Annotated in this window: 15 protein-coding genes; 11 read left to right on the top strand and 4 right to left on the bottom strand. The window is 61.8% G+C overall.

Annotated features, from left to right (window positions below):
- Both VKV28_16475 and VKV28_16470 read left to right on the top strand, forming a co-directional pair.
- Nucleotides 1-1203: M24 family metallopeptidase (locus tag VKV28_16475; GenBank protein HLH78398.1), on the top strand; the 1203-nt coding region annotated here is incomplete at its 5' end.
- Nucleotides 1204-1273: 70 nt separating this feature from the next.
- Nucleotides 1274-2131, top strand: coding sequence for an alpha/beta hydrolase (locus tag VKV28_16470; GenBank protein HLH78397.1), 858 nt, complete (start codon nt 1274-1276; stop codon nt 2129-2131).
- Nucleotides 2132-2246: 115 nt separating this feature from the next.
- On the opposite strand, the gene VKV28_16465 is transcribed toward VKV28_16470, so the two are convergent.
- The 3 genes from VKV28_16465 to VKV28_16455 form a co-directional block, all read right to left on the bottom strand.
- Nucleotides 2247-3089 carry a hypothetical protein gene (locus VKV28_16465; GenBank protein HLH78396.1) on the bottom strand — a complete coding sequence of 281 codons (843 nt, stop codon included), beginning with the start codon at nt 3087-3089 and terminating at the stop codon, nt 2247-2249.
- Between the two features lie 33 nt (nt 3090-3122).
- Nucleotides 3123-4439: a hypothetical protein gene (locus tag VKV28_16460; GenBank protein HLH78395.1), complete on the bottom strand. Its 1317-nt coding sequence runs from the start codon at nt 4437-4439 to the stop codon at nt 3123-3125.
- A gap of 83 nt (nt 4440-4522) precedes the next feature.
- Nucleotides 4523-6175, bottom strand: coding sequence for a glycosyl hydrolase family 28-related protein (locus VKV28_16455; protein ID HLH78394.1), 1653 nt, complete (start codon nt 6173-6175; stop codon nt 4523-4525).
- A 413-nt stretch (nt 6176-6588) separates the two neighbouring features.
- Between VKV28_16455 and VKV28_16450 the strand changes: the two genes are divergently transcribed.
- The 4 genes from VKV28_16450 (at nt 6589) to VKV28_16435 (ending at nt 11057) form a co-directional block, all read left to right on the top strand.
- Nucleotides 6589-7656, top strand: a complete 1068-nt coding sequence (locus VKV28_16450; GenBank protein HLH78393.1) for a hypothetical protein — start codon at nt 6589-6591, stop codon at nt 7654-7656.
- 89 nt (nt 7657-7745) lie between these two features.
- Nucleotides 7746-9041, top strand: a complete 1296-nt coding sequence (locus VKV28_16445) for a hypothetical protein (protein HLH78392.1) — start codon at nt 7746-7748, stop codon at nt 9039-9041.
- 57 nt (nt 9042-9098) lie between these two features.
- Nucleotides 9099-9935: a hypothetical protein gene (locus tag VKV28_16440; GenBank protein ID HLH78391.1), complete on the top strand. Its 837-nt coding sequence runs from the start codon at nt 9099-9101 to the stop codon at nt 9933-9935.
- 168 nt (nt 9936-10103) lie between these two features.
- Nucleotides 10104-11057 carry an amidohydrolase family protein gene (locus VKV28_16435; protein ID HLH78390.1) on the top strand — a complete coding sequence of 318 codons (954 nt, stop codon included), beginning with the start codon at nt 10104-10106 and terminating at the stop codon, nt 11055-11057.
- Nucleotides 11058-11065: 8 nt separating this feature from the next.
- Here VKV28_16435 and VKV28_16430 read toward each other — a convergent pair whose 3' ends face one another.
- Nucleotides 11066-12547, bottom strand: a complete 1482-nt coding sequence (locus VKV28_16430; protein HLH78389.1) for an amidohydrolase family protein — start codon at nt 12545-12547, stop codon at nt 11066-11068.
- A 186-nt stretch (nt 12548-12733) separates the two neighbouring features.
- Here VKV28_16430 and cysS point away from each other — a divergent pair, with 186 nt between their 5' ends.
- From cysS to VKV28_16405, 5 genes are all read left to right on the top strand, one after another.
- A complete protein-coding gene (gene cysS / locus VKV28_16425) occupies nt 12734-14161 on the top strand; it encodes a cysteine--tRNA ligase (protein ID HLH78388.1) in 1428 nt (475 codons plus the stop codon).
- 86 nt (nt 14162-14247) lie between these two features.
- Nucleotides 14248-15114 carry a CbbQ/NirQ/NorQ/GpvN family protein gene (locus VKV28_16420; protein ID HLH78387.1) on the top strand — a complete coding sequence of 289 codons (867 nt, stop codon included), beginning with the start codon at nt 14248-14250 and terminating at the stop codon, nt 15112-15114.
- A 47-nt stretch (nt 15115-15161) separates the two neighbouring features.
- Nucleotides 15162-16205: a low-specificity L-threonine aldolase gene (ltaE, locus tag VKV28_16415; protein ID HLH78386.1), complete on the top strand. Its 1044-nt coding sequence runs from the start codon at nt 15162-15164 to the stop codon at nt 16203-16205.
- A gap of 550 nt (nt 16206-16755) precedes the next feature.
- Nucleotides 16756-17541, top strand: a complete 786-nt coding sequence (locus tag VKV28_16410) for a glucose 1-dehydrogenase (GenBank protein HLH78385.1) — start codon at nt 16756-16758, stop codon at nt 17539-17541.
- 28 nt (nt 17542-17569) lie between these two features.
- A complete protein-coding gene (locus tag VKV28_16405) occupies nt 17570-19033 on the top strand; it encodes an amino acid permease (GenBank protein HLH78384.1) in 1464 nt (487 codons plus the stop codon).
- Nucleotides 19034-19076 lie beyond the last annotated feature (43 nt).

Genomic DNA, 19076 nt, shown 5'->3' with positions numbered 1-19076 from the left:
CTTGTTATGGAACAAGCCGAGCGTGCGATTGCCCGCATCACGCGCGCCGAGATGGAACGGCGCTGGGCGCTGATGCGTGCGCATTTGGCCGAGCGCGGGGTGGATGCGTTGGTTACTACTGCGCGTGGCCACGATACCCTGGCCGGTTATGTGCGCTGGTTGACCGGCCGCCCGCAGGGCGGCTATCTGCACGTCCTGATTTTTCCGACCCGCGATCCGATGATCAGCATCGAGCACGGCCCGATGGGGCGCCGACAGAACTTGAGCGGCGATGATCCCGAGCGGCCCGGACAAGGCGAGCTTATCACGACTGCGTCGATCGGATCGGTGGAGTACACCAAGGCCTACGAGGCGGAAATCGTTGCCGACGTCGTTCGCCGCCGCGGCTATCGCAAGCTGGCGCTGGCGGGCGCTGGAGCGATGCCTTTTGGCTTTGTCAGCGCGCTCCGCGACATCCTGGGCGCGCAGGTAGAGTGGAGCGATGAAACCCAATTCCTGGACAAGTGCAAGGCTATCAAGAGCGCCGAAGAGGTCGCTGCTATCGAGCAGACCACGCGGATGCAGGACGAGGTGTTTGAGCGCCTGCTCACGCAGATACGTCCCGGGATGCGCGACGTCGAGATAACCTCGCTGGCGCGCCACGAAGGCAATCGGATTGGCAGCGAAGGCAACGGCGTTTTTCTGGGCGGCTCGGCCAGTCCCGGCCATCCCGCCCCAATTTTGCCGCAGCATCTGCAGGGGCGGCGGCTTGGACGCGGCGATCAGTTCACGCTGTTGATCGAGAACAACGGCGCGGCCGGCTATTATGCCGAGCTGGCGCGCGTGATTGTATTCGGCAAGGCCTCCAGCGAGCTGAGTGAAGCCTTCGCTGCCTGTTGCGAAGCCCAGCATCAAACCGTGGCGCAGTTCAAGCCTGGCGCCTCCTGCCGCGAGATCTATCAATCCTATAGCGACTACCTCAAAGGAGCAGGGATGCCGCCCGAGCTGCGGCTCTATTGTCACGGTCAGGGTCTGGACCTGGTGGAACGGCCGTTGGTGCGGCATGACGAGGAGATGCGGCTGGCGGCGGACATGTTTTTGGCCTGCCATCCGGGCTACGCCAGCCCCAACCTGTTCTGTTTCATTTGCGACAACTATTTCGTGGGACCCGAGGGGCCCAGCGAATGTGCCCATCGAACGCCCAAGCAGATTTTTGAGCTGTGAGCCGCGGGCAATCTCCCGGTGGAGATCGCACGCGGCGAGAAACCGAGAGAAACCTCTGACGGGGAAAGATATGGCCAATCAATACAGTTTCGATGTGCAGGAAGTCGAATACCTAAGTCACAACGGCAAGCCGCTGATGGCCAAGCTTTATCGGCCGCGCGGTCAAGGGCCGTTTCCCGCCATTATCGATGTTCACGGCGGAGCCTGGTGCAATCTGGATCGTCACAGCGACACCTATCTGGGCGAGACTTTGGCCAAGGCCGGTATCGTGGTCGCCTCGGTGGACTTTAGGATGCCGCCGTGGGCGTCCTACCCGGGTTCGCTGGCAGACATCAATTTTGCGATTCGATGGCTGAAGAGTCACGCCGAGGAGTTCGGTACACGCGCGCAGCGGGTAGGGATTTTTGGGGTATCCAGCGGCGGCCATCAAGCGATGTTGCTGGGGATGCTACCCAGCGAGCCGCGCTACAGCGCCATTCCCACTCCCGCAGGTGCGCCGGCGGTTGATGCCACGGTCTGCTGCGTAGCACTATTTTGCCCGGTAATCAGTCCGTTGGGCCGCTACCGTTATGCCAAGAAGATCAAGGAGGGTGGCAAGCCCTATCCCGATTACATCGATAACGTCTTGCCCGCCCATCACAAATACTGGATTACCGAGGAGGCGATGGCAGACGGCGACCCAGTGCTGGTGTTGGAGCGCGGCGAATCAATCGCCACGCCGCCGGTACTCTACTTGCAGTCGGGCATCGACCTAGTTCATCCCGAGGCCGACCGCCATCGCTTTGTGGAAGGGTATCGCAAGGCCGGCGGCCAGCTTACGCTGGAGGTGTTCGAAGGACAGGGGGATCGCTTCCTGCGCGATTATCCCAAGACCGACGCCTCGGTGCGAGCGATGAATTTGTTGATTGAATTCCTCCAGCGCTACTGAGGCGTGCTCTCGCGCTGTCCGCCCCGTTCGATGGGTGAACGTGCGCGATGGCTCGGGTGATGAGGGGAGTCGCGCGGGGCCGGGTGCGAATTGCGGCCCCGCGGCGGGGATGGGGTTAGAAGAAGCCGGGCAGATGGTAGGCCGCCAGCCCGTTCCTCATGCCAGTGCTGATGAAGATCTCCCCATGCTTGGGGTCGAGCGCCAAACCGTTGGGCTGAACGATCAAGGTGTCGGCGCCGCGGATAATCGCGCGCGGAGCCACGTCACCATCGTCGGTCTCGTTCCATACGCCTAGAAAGCCCAAAGGCGCGGGTGCGAATTCGGAGATCGGCCCATTACAATTGGCCACCGGCGCATAGCCGCCGGGATCGTAGGGTGGGCGATAGGCGCCCTCCGAAACGGTGGCAAAAATTTTGCCGTTAAGCATCTGGACGTGCCACAAGCCGCGGATTCCGGTGGTGGGCCCGGCGATCAGGCGCAAGGGAGCGACGTCGCCATTGGTGGTGCGGTCGAAGATGAATAAGCCGCCCTGGTAATGGGCGTTGCGAGCGGCGGCAACCACCAGATTGGTCTTTGGGTCGACCGCCACACCGGAGACCACGCGCATACCATCCTTGGAATCAGAGATGACACGCAGGGGGGCGACGTCACCGTTGCCGAACAGCGGGAAAGCGGCAATGTGGGCTTGACCGTAATCGGCTATCCAGACCTCTTTATGCACCGCGTCCACCGCCACTTGCCAGGGTTGATGAAGCTCGGTGTGGGGGCCCTGGATGACGCGCAGGGGCGGCACGTTACCGCCACTGCCGCCCTTGAAGAATACGATCGAGCTGGCCAGCGGCTCGGTGGCGATAATCAAATCGTTGACCGGGTCATAGGTGATGCCGTGAGCGACCCGGGTTAGCTTGGTGCGTTGACCTTCGATCACGCGAATGGGCTCGATGTTGCCACTTGCCACACGGGCAAATGCCGCGACGCGCGGATCGGTCACTCAATTGGGGACCAAGATTTCGTCGCGCCGCGAGTCGTAGGCGATCGCGGTGGGATTGCCGAAACCGGCGTGAGGGGAGCCGGCGGGGGCGTTGCGAATCAGGCGGCGGGGCGCGATGTCACCCTGCGCATCGCGAGCAAAGACCTCTGCGGTATGGTTGAAATTGGCGACCCAGATTTCGTTGCGCACAGGGTCGATCGCCACGCCCATCGGATGCCAAATCAGGGTGCGTGGACCGCCCAGGACCCGCAGCGGGGCCGCATTGCCGTTGGCGTCGCGACGGAAGACCAGAATATCGTTGCTGATCTCGTTGGTGACAAAAATCTCGTTATGGTCGGGATCGACGGCGATTCCGGTAGGCCAGTTGAACTGGGTGCGCGTCCCTTGGATCACGCGGATGGGCGCGACGTCGCCCTTGGCATCGTCGCGGTACACCGTGATCGAGGGCGGAAAGTAGCGGCCACCGCCGTTGTAGTCTTGGTCCCACTCGCCGCGTGACCAGTTGCCGTAATTGGCAACAAAGATCTCGCCATGCTTTTCGTCCCAGGCTATTCCGTGGGGGTCGGCCATCTTTGTCCGGTCACCCCGAATGGAGCGCAGCGGCAGATCGACCTTCTCGGCGCGCAACTTGTAGAACACGATCTGGGCGTTATGCTCGACGCTCACCGCCATCTGCTGATACTTCTGGCTGACCGCGATGCCGTATGCCCCATGAGGCACCGCCAGCACCTTGGCGGTGTAGTCGCCGTCGGCGTTATACGGGAACCGCGCGATGTCATCGCCGTAGTCGTTCTCGGCGATGTAGAACTCGTGGCGGGCCGTATCCAGGCCAATTCCGGTGGCGAAGGACAAAAACGTGGCTGGCCCTTTGACCCAACCCTTGTAGGGCGTGGGCTCCTGGTCTTTGGGGCTGGCTTTGACGTTGAGATCGTAAACCAGCGCACCCTTGAGGTTGGGGTCGCTCAAGACGGCGACTCCAGCCTTGGAATCAATCGCGACGCCATTGAATTCAGGGTAGGGGTCGGAGAGTTCCGAGCATGGCTGCACCGGGCCGCCAGGGATTGAATCGAGCACCTTGAGAAACTTGGCCGACATCTCAGTGTCGATTTTCATCTGCGGAATGGCGCCCATCTTGGCGGGCGCATGAGCCAAGTCCGCGTTGGTGGCGGAGGATGCGGCATAAACCACCGGTGCAACTATTTTCCGCAAGTAAGAGAAGCAGGTCGCTGCGGACTGGGGCGCAGCGGGCAACCGTCCGCCGGCGATCAGGAGAAGGGTTGCCAGCGAGGCGCCGGCCGCGATAGCAAGTTTCCTCATTGGAGAAGTTCTCCTTTACGGCGAGCTAGGATAGCACAGTACAGTGGATAATACCCTTCCGTTGCACCGTAATTAAATGTGGTTCAATGTTGAGCGCCCAGAGATGGCCGCAGGCTGCCGGCGAGAGTTTGGGTAGGACTGATCCAGTCGCCCAGTTGGACCAGTCTATCGGGTCCAGTGACAAAACGGGGGACCTGGTACCAGTTATTCCCGATACTGGCGACGGCGCCGTTGCCGGCGTCGATCGTGCTCAGCCCCAATCCACCGTTGTTCATCAGCCGGACGGTGTTGCCGGTGCCGCTGCTGTGGATAGCGGTGCGAGGTTGGCCGGTTTGCAGCCAGCTTGCGGTGATGGTCAGGGCGGAGTCGGAGGAGGCGAGGTCGATCAGGTCCTCGCCGGGAAGCCCGCCGGTAAAATCCATCGCGACGATGTTGACGATGAGGTTGCGCAGTTGGGGACTGGCACGCAGCAATTGGGCCCCGGTTTCGGCGAACATCCCGATGGATTGGACGGAGTGATACATGGTGCCCGGCTGGAAGTCATAAACCACCGCTTGCGGGTAGCGATTTAAAGCATAGAAGCCCTGCTCGTCGGTGAATCCTCCGGACCACGCCTGGATACCGCATGGGCCGTAACCGATATCCAGATGGCGAAAGCGATGGCCCTCGGAGTTGGAATGGCCGATCAGGATGCCACAGCCGGCGAAATCCTCGATGACGACGTTTTCGATGTCGCTGTTTTCATTATTCGCGTCATTGATGGCGGAAAAGACGATACCGTTGACCACGCTGCCACCAGTACTGGGGTTGCCGATTATCAGATCGCGGGCCAGGTTGTGAGTGGATGAGGGGCCTAGGCGGGAGTTTTCATTGAATTCCACCGCCGTTCCGGGGGTGGCGCCGTTAACTTGGGCGCCATTAATCCACATTTGCTCCACTCCGCTGTCGCGAGAGTCAATAAAACGAAAGGCGGCCATCCCGGCCAGCTCCACACTTGGATTGATTTGCGTGGCCCACCGTCCGGCGCCTCTCAACACCACGCCGCTTGCTCCAGTAATGGTTACGGGAGAGGCCCAGGTGTAACTACCTGGGGGTAGCCACAACGTCCCGCCGCCGGGATTGTCGGCCGTGCGGGTAGGAAGGCTGTCGAGGGCGCGCTGAAGGATCGGAGCGTCGTCGTGGACCAACCAGGTATGGGGGCATGAAGCAATGGCGGGGTGATTGAGCCGCACCTGGGTGGCGGTTCGCGAAGCTATGATCGCTACCAGGTTGCCGAGAATCGGCCTGGCGGGCGCTTCAGGCGGTATTGAGCCAGCCGCGGCGACCGCGGGCTGGCCAAAATCATCGAAGGCGGAGATCTGGCTGTAGGTCAGGAGTCGAAACGGCCCGGTGTCGCGACTGCGGTATATGGCATAGGCGACCGCGTGCGGAACTGGGGTCCAGGTAATTAGGTTGTGATCCTCCACGCTGAGAGCATTGGCATTGAGCACCGATGGCGCCGCTGGGCTGGCGCGTGACAGCCCATGATTAGCGTCGATTGCGACAATCTCGTAGCTCCAGTGCGCAAGGTGCGGGCAAGGCAGTGTCCGACACAGCGAACGCAGGGTGGGTGCGGCCGGTGAGGGAACGGACGGCGCCGGCCCACATTGAGGCAGGCTTACGCCCTGGCCTGGAAAGAAGTCGGCGCGGCCAGTTATCTCAATCAAGGGCGAGCCGGCCTGGCAGCGTGCCGCCACGCGCAGGGTGCTGCCGCGGGAGAAGAAACCGAGGCGTGGGAGACCCAGCCCGTGCGGAGGGGACGTGAGGGCTGTAATACGAGCATCGGGAAGGGCCGCTGGCAACGCTGCTGGCGCGCTATGGGCAGGCACGCAAAGCACGCAGGCCAAGAGCATATGCCATAATTGGGAGCGCAGGATCGGTTTTACCATGTCAGGTTGGTCAGCTTTGCCGTTGTGTCAGTCAGCTTGCTTTCGAGGCGGCGGCGGCACGCGGCGTGGGGCACCTTTGGAGCAGGGGAAAATGGTGGCAAACAGCCAAAAGATCGGCGCCGAGGAAGTGGCGGTTGACTCGGCTTGACAGTCAGGATTGGGCGGCGGTACGGTCCGCGTAGGTACGTTGGCCCGCCCCCAGCGGGCCTGGAGAAGGGACCATGGGCGAGATTTTAGGGATTGGTGGCAGTCACTTTCCCGGTCTGGTGATGGCGGACCACGAGATAATGGTGCCTTTCCATCAGATCCTGGCTGCCCCCAACGTCGATCCGCGCTATCGTGACCGCGCCAACTGGCCCGCCGAAATGATAGCGGAAATGGGTCAGGATGAAGGACTCACGGCGACTCGTGAGTTGCGCCGGCGGCTGTTCGATGATTGCCGCAAGCTGCGGCGCATTATTGACGACTTCGCGCCTGACTTTGTCGTGATATTTGGTGACGACCAGTACGAGAACTTTCGCGAGGACATCATCCCGCCTTTTTGTATCTTTGGTCTGGACGACGACTTCGACGAGCAGCCCTACGCTCATGATCCCCGTTTCGCGCGCAATGCCTGGGGGGAGCCAACCGACTTCACCTTGCGCCTGCACGGCCACCGGGCAGGCGCCAAGTATTTGGCCACTGGGCTGATGCAGCGGGGCTTCCCGATGTCCTACGCCTACAAGACCCTCAATCAGCCCCATCTGGCGCATGCCTTTACCAACACGGTCTTATTCCTTGACTGTGACCGCAAGGGGTTTCCCCATCGGATCGTACCCTTTCATGTCAATTGCTACGGCAGCCAGGTAATCACGGCCAAGGGCTTCGCGGCTCATCTGTTCCAGACCCAGAAGGCTGAGGGTTTGCCAGATCCTCCTGGGCCCTCGCCAGCCTTATGCATGGAATTGGGCGCCAAGCTGGCGCAAGTGGCGAGTCAGAGTCCTTACCGGATCGTTCTGATGGCCTCGGCTGGCTGGTCGCATGCTTTTCTGTCGCCCACCAACGGCTACATCATTCCCGACCACCAGGCCGACCGGATGTTACTGGAGGCGCTCAAGCGCGGCGATTACGAAGCCTGGCGCAAGCGCACGCCGGAGGAGAACGATCGTGCGGGTCATCAGGAGCTGCTGGCTTGGATGGTTCTGGTGGGCGCGATGGCGGAGTTGGGGCGCAAGGCTTTGGTGCATGATTTCCACGAGACCTACATCTTTCGCTCCAACAATTGCTTTGCATCGTTCCCGCCGGGATAACCTCGCTTCACGCTCCGGCGCGCTCGATATGGTTTCTTCCCCTCGAAGGTTGAGGAGGAGGCGTAAAACTAGCTGAGAGAGGCAAGACGATGCTGAAGGTGGCGGGCGGCGCGAGTTTTCAAGTGGGGTGGGGGAGGCCGGTGTGGGGTAAACGGGGACGTCGGGCGTTGGCAACGGTGGCCGCGATAGTGTTGCTGGGACTGGGCGGCGGCGAATTGTGGGGGATCAACCGCAGCAACGCAGAGGAACCCAGTTTCGACGCTCTGACCAATCCGCACAAGCTGTTTCCGGCAGAGCAGGCTTTTCTCAAGGCGGTGCCAGGGATGGTAGGTGGGCCAGTACAACCCTGCACCGAGCTTATCGATCTATATCCCGAATTCAACGGGATCGCCCTGGATACGAAAAACAACTTGGCGATCCTGAGCGACACCAACATGAAGAGCGTGCTGGTGTATAATCTGGACGTGGCGGCTCCGCCCCACGCCCCTGGAATTACGCCTTATAAGGCGTGGATTCGCGGGCCTGACACCTTTTTATCCTTTGCCGCAGGGATTGCGGTCGATCCGGTAAAGCACGAATTTTATACCACCGAGAATGACGTTGGCGACGACGTAGCGGCCTTTCCCTATACGGCCAATGGCGACTACAAGTCGCGGGTGGTGGCGGTGCCTCACGGCTCCTATGGGATCGGAATAAGTCAACATTACCGTCAGATGGCGGTTGCGATTCAGCACAATGCCGAGATTATCTTCTATCGGCTGGGTTCCCACGGCGCCGAGCATCCGGTGCGCTCCATTCGCGGGCCGCATACCGGTCTGGCAGACCCGCACGGGGTAGTCTGGGACGAAGCCCATCACGAGATTCTGGTGAGCAACTACGGCAATTCCAATCAGGGCTATTGGGATCGCGACTACACCGGCGGTGGTCATTATTACCCGCCCTCGGTACGGGTCTTCAGCGATGACGCAGAAGGCGACGCGGTGCCTTTGCGGGTGTTGCAGGGACCGGCGACGCGCTTTAACTGGCCCACCGGTATGGCGGTGGACAATCGGCACAACGAATTGTTCGTGGCCAACGAACCGGCCAACGAGATCCTGGTATTTGCGCGCGACGCCAAGGGCGACACTGCCCCGCTGCGGGTCTTGGGCGGGCCGCACACCCAAATCCTGCGGCCGATGGGTGTGGCCTACGATCCGGTGCATGAAGAGTTGTGGGTGGCCAACTTCGGCCATACCGCGGAGGTCTTCGCACGTACTGCGCGGGGCGATGCCCAGCCGCGGCGCGTGCTGCGCAATGCACCCGCTGGTACGCCAGCGACCGGGTTCGGCAATCCACAGGCGGTTGCGTATGATTCCAAGCGCGACCAGATCTTGGTGCCAAATTGAGTCAGCGATCCGCGAATCGCGGCATTTGCCAGGCTGGCAAGCGACAACACCGAACCCGTGCGGATCATCGAAGGACAACACACCAAGCTGACCCGAGTGGCGCACGGGCTAACCTACGATCCCGGTAACGACGAGATAATCGCCACCGAGCCACTTGCGGCCTCGATTGTGTTTTTCCACGGCGGCGCCAGCGGCGACCATCCGCCGGATCGCGTCATTCAGGGGCCGCATACCTTGCTCCATGCGCCCTGGCAACCGGCGGCCGATGATGTGCATAACGAGTTGTGGATCGCGGACCTGGAGTCGGACGCGCTCCTGGTCTTTCCGCTCAATGGCAACGGCGATGTAGCGCCCTTGCGGGTGATTCACTACGGGCCCAAATCAGGAATGCGGCTACCCTCGGGGGTCGCGGTCGATCCGCAACGCAACCTGGTCGCGGTGGCGGCGCGTGATCGCCACTACAACGCCGCGCTGTTTGTGTTTCGGCGTACGGACAGCGGTGACGCCACGCCGCTGAGCGTGATCGAAGGTCCGGCCACAGGAATCGTGGGTTTATTTCACGTTGCGCTCTACGGTGGGCAGCTATTCGCCGGGGTGGACAATTTCTATTACGTTCCGCCCTACGACGCGGGCGGCTATGAACCGCGCGACGGATGCCAGGGGCCGACGCTGCCCTGGATGGGGCCACTGGGGTTTGTCGGCGTGTGGAACGTAACTGACAACGGCAATGTGCCGCCGCACGCGATAATTCGCGGCGCGGAGACCGGCATGGTCCATCCCAGCGCCGTGGCGGTAGACCCGATTCACGGCGAGGTCTTTGCCACCGATGGAGTGCGCAATGGGACGTTTGGATTTTTGGTGCCGGAATTTTTTCCATCGACCGCACCGCGCTGACGGTGAGGCTGGCCCTCTTAGGGAAGGATGGTGTTCAGCTCGCTTCCAGGCGAAATGGGCGTGCGGAGCGCAGGCGTCAGTCAACACTCGCGCGCCGCTGCGCCGAGCGACAACAGTTCACCCGCGTGGCGGCTTAGTCGCGTGAATCCAAGCTGACGAGGATTAACCATGGCCGCTAATCCCCAGCGGGTGGACGTGCATCATCACATGTTCCCCACTCCTTACCTGGCGCGCGAACGGGATCGCCTGATGGCGCGGCTGGGTGTCAATCCGGCCCCGCTGCTGGCATGGACACCCGCACGTTCGGTGGAGGAGATGGATAAGCATGGAATCGCCACCGCGATTGCTTCCATCTCCACGCCCGGGATCTGGTTTGGCGACAACCGTGCAGCTTGCGACCTGGCGCGCGAATGCAACGAGTACGCCGCGCGGATGGTGCAGGACCATCCCGGCCGTTTTGGCTTCTTTGCGGCTACCCCGCTGCCCGATCCCGACGGCAGCTTGCGTGAGATCGAATATGCGCTCGACGTGCTCAAGGCCGACGGGGTTGGCCTGCTGACCAGCTACGACGATCGTTGGCCGGGCGATCCAGCCTTTTTCCCGGTCTTCGAGGAACTCAATCGCCGCCGCGCCGTGGTCTTCATCCACCCCACCGCGCCGGCGTGCTGCCGCAACCTGACTATCGGCATCCCGCCCGCGATCACCGAATTTCTGTTCGATACCACGCGCGCGATTTCGAGCCTGCTGTTCAATGGGGTGTTGAGCCGCTGCTCGGATATCCGCTTTATCTTCTGCCACTGCGGCGGCACGATGACCGTGCTGGCCCATCGGATGGCCGACTTCGGTGCGCGCCAACCCGAGGTCGCAGAGCGGCTACCCAACGGCGTGCTGTACGAACTCAAGCGGCTGCATTTCGACATCGCCAACGCGACCTACGCACCCAACTTCGCCGCGATCAGAGCGCTGATCCCGCTGTCGCAGATGCTGTTTGGCAGCGATTATCCGTTTGTCCCCATGGAGGCGACGACCGGTGGAATTCCTCAGCTTGGGCTGCCGGTCGAACAATGGCGCGCCATCGATCGCGACAACGCCCTGCGCCTGTTGCCTCGTTTGCGCGGCTGAGTGGCGTCTCAGGCCGCCGCCGGAATTTGTTTGACGCTGTTGCGCAGTACCGCGGCGGCTTGGTCTTCCACTATCGTGCCTTTGAAAAAGTCCGGATTTACCTGCCCCCAGCATCGCACCGCATGGTTGAACATGAAGTCGCGAAATTCGTCTTCGTTGAGCAGTCCGTGCTCGACCATTTCGTAGGCTTCAGCGGTGACGTCACGAATGTCCCACACGTCCCAGTGGCCGATATCCGAGCTGAAGAAGGCATTGAGCTTGGCCTGATAACGATTTTTCTTGCGATCAAAGGCCCAGGCGCTGATTGGATCGTCGGCTTCACAGCCGAAGAAGAAATGGGGCACAAAGAGGTCTTTGATCTCGCGCTTGTGATGAATCTGGCAGCGGGCGAATTCATCCATCAGGGCAGGATCTTCGTTGCGCCCGCGCCAGGTGAGCATGTCAATGAAGCGCTCGGTGAGCCGGCCCTCAACGATTTCGCCGCCGTAATTACGGGCCAGCTCGAGAAAGAGTTTGAGATCGAGGTTGGCAGGGTTGTACTTGGGAATGGCCTCGATGCAACGTTTCTCAAAGTGCCCGAACAAGTCGCTGTAGAGGATGCAGGCCCAGCCCACGCCGCCCTCCAAAAAGGAGAAGTTGAGCTGGGGGAGGCGGCGGGTCACGCCGGCGAAGAACAGCCCCCGGCAAACCGCTTCGTGGGCGGCGGCGAACTGGCCGATATGGTTGTGCATGAAGTTGGTGATCGAGGTGCGCCCGCCAAAAAAGCCTTGGCCGTGGAAGGCGGGGGCGACCTTGAGTTCCAGGCATTTACGCCACACCGGATCGTAGTCGTACTCGCTGTCCACGCTCATGAAGTCCATCCAGTAGGCGAAGCGAGTGGCGTCAGCCACGCCGTACTTGCGCGCCATGTAGGGAATCGGGCGTGGCACGTAGTCGGGAAAGCAGACCGCCTTGTAGCCCAGGGCTTTGACTGAGTATTCCAGCTCCGCGATGGCTTCTTGCGGGGTGTTGATCGGGATCACGGCGACCGGGGTCATGCGGCTTGCGTGCTCGCGGTAGATGTCGGCGTGGTAGGTATTGTAGGCGCGCACCGCACATTGGCGCAGTTCGGGGTCCTCGGGCCGCATCGAGGTTAGGCCGATGCTGGGGAAAAGGATGGTGAAATCGATTCCGGTCTCGTCGAGTCGCTCGCGCAGCAGGCGGGGGAACATCATGGTGGCCTGGTCGCGGGTATTAGGGGTTCGCGACCACCAGATTGGGCGCATCGGACGAGTCTCGCGCCGCTGCTCGGGAGTAAAATTGTACCAGGCCCAGAAACCACGTGTGCGCTCCCATTCCAAGTAGCGCTCCAGCATTTTCGGGCCGCCCAACCGGCTGATATAGTCGTGTACGGCGGGCATGAATTCGGTGGTATGGCCGTCACCGTCGACCACTGGATGGGACATCCGTTTGCGCACGTCAAGCGAGCGTGAATTGCCGCTCGTGGTCATCGCATGCACCTTTTGTCAGATTGGTCGGCAAAATGGCCGCCACTGTTCGTCGGTTAAGCATTCCCGATCGCTTTCGCCGTGGCAACTGTCCGTCAGTGGTTCGGAGTGCGATTTTATGGCAGGTCGAGCCGCGGCCTGCGCTTGTTCAAAGCCGGCTACTCGCGATAAACTTCAAGCAATTGCCCCGTGAGACCGTTTTTCGTCTACAACACACTGACTCGCGCCGTCGAGGAGTTCAAACCGCTGACGCCCGGCGTGGTGACCTATTATTCCTGCGGTCCCACGGTTTATCTGCCACAGCATCTGGGCAACATGCGCAGCTACCTGTTCACTGACGTTTTGCAGCGCGCTTTGCGGTTCAACGGCTACGAAGTCCGCCACGTCATGAACATTACGGACGTCGGCCACATGACGTCGGACGAGGATGCCGGCGAAGATAAGATCGAAAAGACCGCACGCGAGCAGGGGCGCAGTCCGGCGGAAGTGGCCGAGTATTATATTGCACAGTTTCGCCACGATCTGGAGCTGTTGCATATTGAGCCGCCCACCGTGCCGCCTGGGCGCTACGCTCGAGCTACCGAGCATATTCCCGACATGATCGCCCTGATCGACCGGATTGTGAAACGGGGATACGGCTATGTAACGCAAAGCGGGGTTTATTTTGATCTCAAGCGCTGGCGTGGGCCGGGAGGTCGTGGCCGGCTGGCGCGGCAAAGCTTGGAGGAGCAATCTTCCACCCAGCGGCTGGAGCATGCGGATGACAAGCGCAGTCCGCACGATTTCGCCCTGTGGGTGCTCAACCAGCCCCATCACATCATGCAGTGGGACAGTCCGTGGGGACGCGGCTATCCCGGCTGGCATATTGAGTGCTCGGCGATGGCGATGAAGTACCTGGGGCCGACCATCGACATCCATTCGGGTGGTCTGGACCACGTGCCGATCCATCACGAGAATGAAATCGCGCAGTCGGAGGCGGCCACCGGCCAGCCCTTTGTGCATTATTTCATGCACAATGCGTTTTTGGTCGGCATGGAAGGGGCCAAGATCAGCAAGAGCGCGGGGCGCTTTCCGGTGCTGGCGGATGTGGTGGCGGCAGGCTTGAATCCGCTGGCGTTTCGGCTGTTTTGCCTGGGCGCCAAGTATCGTTCCGAGCTGGCTTTCAATATGGAAGCGGTGCGCGCGGCGCAATCCAACCTGGACTATTTCGCCGAGTTCGCGCGCAGCCAGCCCGAGCCGGCAGAAGAGGATGCGCCCTGGGCGGCGGAGTATGTAGAGCGCTTCAGGGAGGCGCTCAACAATGACCTCAATACCCCGCAGGCGCTCGCAGTGGCCTTGGAACTGGTGGCCGAGGCCTACCGGCGCGGCGACTACCATATCTGGCGCGCCCTGTGCGCCTGCGATAGCGTGCTGGGGCTGGATTTGGACGCCATGCGCCGGCGAGCCGGCAGCGGTACATTGCCGCCGGCGATCGCGACCTTGGCGGCGCAGCGCGCGGCTGCGCGCGGACAACGTGATTTTGCCCGCGCCGACGCTTTGCGCCGAGAGATCGAGGCGGCCGGGTACGAAGTCAAGGATACCGCGCAGGGGTCGGTTATCCAGTTGCGAGGGGTATGAGCGGTCCGCGCAGTGAAGGAGAGCGGGCTGGTTGCTAAAATTCGCCCAACCTGCGGTGGGGCCGCGGGCGGGAAAGGACAATTTTCATGGCGGTTGAGTTGAAGACTTTCGATACGCGCTTGACCGGGCAAAGCCCCGAGGTGCGAACCCTCAATCCCGCCCAGACGCCATATTATCTGCCCATTGGCGACGAAGCTGAGATTTTTACTGCGGCCTACAATGCCCGCCTGCCGGTATTGCTCAAGGGGCCGACTGGATGCGGCAAGACCCGCTTCGTGGAGCATATGGCTCATCGGCTGGCGGCCCAACCCGACGGTCCGTGTGAGCTTATCACGGTGGCCTGCCACGAGGATTTGACCGGCAGCGACTTGGTCGGTCGCTATCTGATTCAGGCCGACGAGACCGTGTGGATCGACGGTCCGCTGACTCAGGCGGTGCGGCGCGGCGCGATATGCTACCTGGACGAGGTGGTGGAAGCGCGCAAAGATACCACCGTCCTGATTCATCCGCTCTCCGACCATCGGCGCATCCTGCCGATCGAAAAACGGGGCGAAGTGCTGTCCGCGCACGAGGGCTTTTTGCTGGTCATTTCTTACAATCCCGGCTACCAGAGCATTCAGAAAAACCTCAAGCATTCCACCCGCCAGCGCTTCGTGACGATCGAGTTCAACTATCCCCCCGCGGAAAAGGAAACCAACATCATTGCTCACGAAGCCGGAGTGGATCAAAACTGCGCGGGCCAGTTGGCCTTGCTAGGCGAGAAAGTGCGCAACTTGAAGTCCTCGGGGCTGGAAGAAGGGGTTTCCACCCGCCTGCTGATCTACGCCGGCGAATTGATCCGTAACGGGATTGCGCCGCGGCGCGCCGCCACCGTGGCGGTGACCTGGTCGCTGACCGACGAGGCCGACAGCAAGCGTGCGATCGACGAGATCGTCAAGGCGATTTTTCCCTGAGTGCCGGCGTCCAATTTTTCCTATCGGCTTGGAGGATTTAGAGCGTCGTGATCGACTTGCGTAGCGATACCGTGACCCTGCCCTCGGAGGCGATGCGGGAGGCGATGGCACGCGCCGAATTGGGCGACGACGTCTTCGGCGAAGACCCAACGGTCAATCGGCTGCAGGAACGTGCCGCCGCGCTGATGGGCAAGGAAGCGGCCTTGCTGGTAGCCAGCGGTACGATGGCCAACCTGATTGCCCTGTTAGTTCATTGCCGGCGTGGCACCAAGGCAATTGTCGGGTCGCGCTCGCATAGCTACGTGTACGAGGGTGGCGGCGCCTCGGCGCTGGGCGGGATCGTCTTTGCGCCGGTACGCAATCTCGACGACGGCCAGCTTGATCTAAGTGAGTTGGCGTATCAGGTGGCAACGCCGCCCGATGCTCATTTCGCGCCGCCCGCACTGGTTACTCTGGAGAACACTCACAATCAATGCGGCGGGGTAGCGGTGCCGCTCTCCCACATGCGCGAGGTCGCGACGATAGCGCGGGGGCGCGGGTTGGCGACCCATTTGGACGGGGCACGCATCTTCAACGCGGCACTGGCGCTGGAGAGCGAAGCTGTGACCCTGGCGGCCGAGGCCGACTCGGTTTCCTTCTGCCTGTCCAAGGGGCTGGCCTGTCCGGTGGGCTCATTGCTGTGCGGCAGCGCGGCCTTTATTCAGGAAGCCCATCGAGTGCGCAAGGTGTTGGGCGGTGGGATGAGGCAGGCGGGGATCATCGCCGCCGCCGGCCTGATTGCGCTGGACCAGATGATCGATCGCCTGGGCGAAGATCACAGCAACGCCCGCGCGCTGGCGCAAGGCTTGGGACTGATCGCCGGGCTACAGGTGTGGCCGGCTGCGCGGCGCACCAACATGGTTTTTTTCGACGTTGAGGGCGAAGAGGCGCAGGCGCGCAGCTTCGAGGCCGAAATGAGGTCGCGTGGGGTGCTGATCGGGCGACGTGGCGGGGTCAGTTTTCGTGCCGTGGCGCATTACGGTATTGACCGAGGAGCGATCGACCGGACGGTAATGGCAGCACAGGCGGCGGCCAAGGCGCTGAGCAATTAGCGTGCTTGCACGGATACCCTTGTCAACCCACCGCTTATCCGCCTTGAACATAGTGAACAGCGCGGGTGAATTTGGAGAAATTTTCATAGTTCCTACCCCTGCGCTCCCTCTCTGGCTAGGGATGGGGACGACGGCAGAGTACCCCCCAGTAGCGGTTTCCGGTGCGCGAGAAAAGGCGGGAAAGCGGGGTTTACCGGCCCCGTATCCGCCAAACCTCCAGCCTAACCTCACCCCGCAAGCGAGAGGGGAGCTTATGGGTCGGGGGCGCCCCCATGGGTGGACGAAAACTGATGAGAATAAAATAGAGCAGGGGCGCGCCGCCGCAACCCATGCGAACTGTTTACTCCCTGACCAGGGGTTTTATTGCCCCGTTCGCAATCTCCCCTTCCTGCCCGGGGAGGGGATCCAGGGCAGGGTATCCTTATTACGCCGCAGCAGTGCTGACAGCATCTATTTTCACAGTAGGTTGCAGCGCTCGCTCGGGCCTGAGCTGAAAACAACCCAGCCCTTGCGAGCTGGGCAAGCCGCCACGCTGGCGGGGAAGTAATCCATGGCGGATAACCCGCTGGCGGCGCTGTTTTCGCTGGGCGGTCACCTCGCCTTGGTAACCGGAGCTTCCTCAGGCCTGGGGGTGGAATGCGCACATGCGCTGGCGATGGCTGGTGCCGATTTGGTAGTAGTGGCGCGCCGCGGCGAGCGGTTGGAGACGCTGGCGCGCGAATTGCGCGAGAGTCATGGTGTGCGGGTGTTGCCGATCGCGGCCGACCTCACGCGCGGCGCCGATCTAGATCGGCTGATGGTGGAGGCTGCGGAGCTGGGCGAGATCGATATTCTGGTCAATAACGCCGGCATCGCTCCTACCGGACGTGCCGAGCGGCTGCGCCGTGAGGTGTGGGATGAGACGCTGGCGGTCAATCTGACGGCGCCAATGATGCTGGCGCAACGGGTCGCCGCCGGCCTGATCGAGCGGCGCAAGCCCGGGCGAATTATCAACATTGCCTCGGTGTTGGGTGCGGTCGGCACCGGTATTTATCGGCTGTCGGCCTATACTGCCAGCAAAGGGGCGCTGGTCAATTTGACCAGGCAATTAGCGATCGAATGGGCGCCGCACGGGATCAACGTCAATGCGATCGCGCCCGGTTGGATTCCCACTGAAGCGACCGCGGGCGGGCTGGCGCGGCCGGGAAATCGCGAGAAGATGGAAGCGCTAACTCCACTGGGCCGTTTGGGGCGGCCCGATGAGATTCGCGGGGCGGTGATATTTCTGGCCAGCCCCGCGGCAAGCTACGTGACCGGCGCGCTACTGGCTGTAGATGGCGGCTATTTGGCGTGGTGACGCCAAAGCGCCAAGCAGCGAGCAATCGATGACCAAAGCACCTTCGCTGCGGCAGCAACTCTTTCATCGCAAGCCGATTGCGATGCTTTTGGAGGACAGCCGCACCCACGGGGGTGGCCTCAAACGCGCCTTGGGCGCGCTCGATCTGACCGCGCTGGGGGTCGGCGCGATTATCGGCGCGGGAATTTTCGTGCTGACCGGCGTGGCGGCAGCGGAGATGGCGGGGCCAGGAGTAATCATTTCCTTTGCGGTCTCGGGGCTGGCCTCGGCCATGGCGGCGCTGTGTTACGCGGAGTTTGCCGCGATGATTCCGGTGGCCGGCAGCGCCTATTCCTATTCCTACGCCACGATGGGCGAGTTGGCGGGTTGGATCATCGGATGGGATCTGATCCTGGAGTATGCAGTCGCCTCGGCGGCAGTGGCGGTGGGATGGTCAGGCTATTGCCGGGTGATTCTGGGCGGGCTGGGAATCCATCTGCCTTATGCCTTGAGCCATGCTCCCGGGGCCGGCGGTGGAATCCTGGATCTGCCCGCATTGCTGATCGTCGCGGTGGTAACCACCATCTTAGTGATTGGGATTTCGGAGAGCGCGCGCGTCAATTCGATTATCGTCGCGGTCAAGCTTTTTGCCGTCGGCGTGGTGATTGTGGTGGGGGCGTTTTACGTCCGTCCCGCCAACTGGCATCCCTTCGTTCCCTTTGGCTGGAGCGGAATCATGCACGGTGCGGCGATCATATTTTTCGCCTACATCGGCTTTGACGCGGTCTCGACCGCGGCAGAAGAGGTGATCGACCCGGCCCGCGATCTTCCCCTGGGCATCCTGGGTTCGCTGGCCGCCTGCACCTTGCTCTACATCCTGGTCGCGGCGGTGCTGACCGGGATGACCCCCTACAAAACGATCGACGTCAACGCGCCGCTTTCCTCCGCCTTTGTCAACTTGGGGCTCAATTTAGCCTCTGCTACGGTATCGCTGGGGGCGGTGGCGGGATTGACCTCGGTGTTGCTAGTTATGATGTTAGGGCAATCGCGGGTATTTTTCGCGATGTCGCGCGACGGTCTGCTGCCGCCTATCTTTTCGCGAATCCATCCGCGCTTCCGCACGCCCTATTTTCCCACGATTTTAACCGGGACCGCGGTGGGAATCACCGCGGCGCTGTTGCCGATTCAGGAAATCGCCGAACTGACCAATATCGGCACCCTGTTCGCGTTCGTGCTGGTGTGCATGGGGGTTTGGATCATGCGCCATATCGATCCTCAGCGCGCGCGCCCGTTCGCCACTCCCTTCGTCCCGCTGGTGCCGATCGCGGGTGCGCTGGCCTGCGGCTATCTAATGCTCAGTCTGCCGGTCGTGACCTGGATGCGCTTCGTGGTCTGGCTGGCGCTGGGGTTGGCGGTCTATTTCAGCTACGGTCGATGGCACAGCCGCGTCAGCCGCGGCCGCGACCAGGACGGCTCCTCATTGCCGGGGGAGGTTGCGCAACCCTCACGATAGGTTCGGCGCGCGCCTTGACAGCAGCGCATTCGCTCTTTTGTAA

This window comes from Candidatus Binataceae bacterium, assembly GCA_035294265.1.
GTDB lineage: Bacteria > Desulfobacterota > Binatia > Binatales > Binataceae > DATGLK01.
The sequence above is the reverse complement of the archived record's forward strand: the minus strand, read 5'-3'. Positions and strand labels throughout refer to the sequence as shown.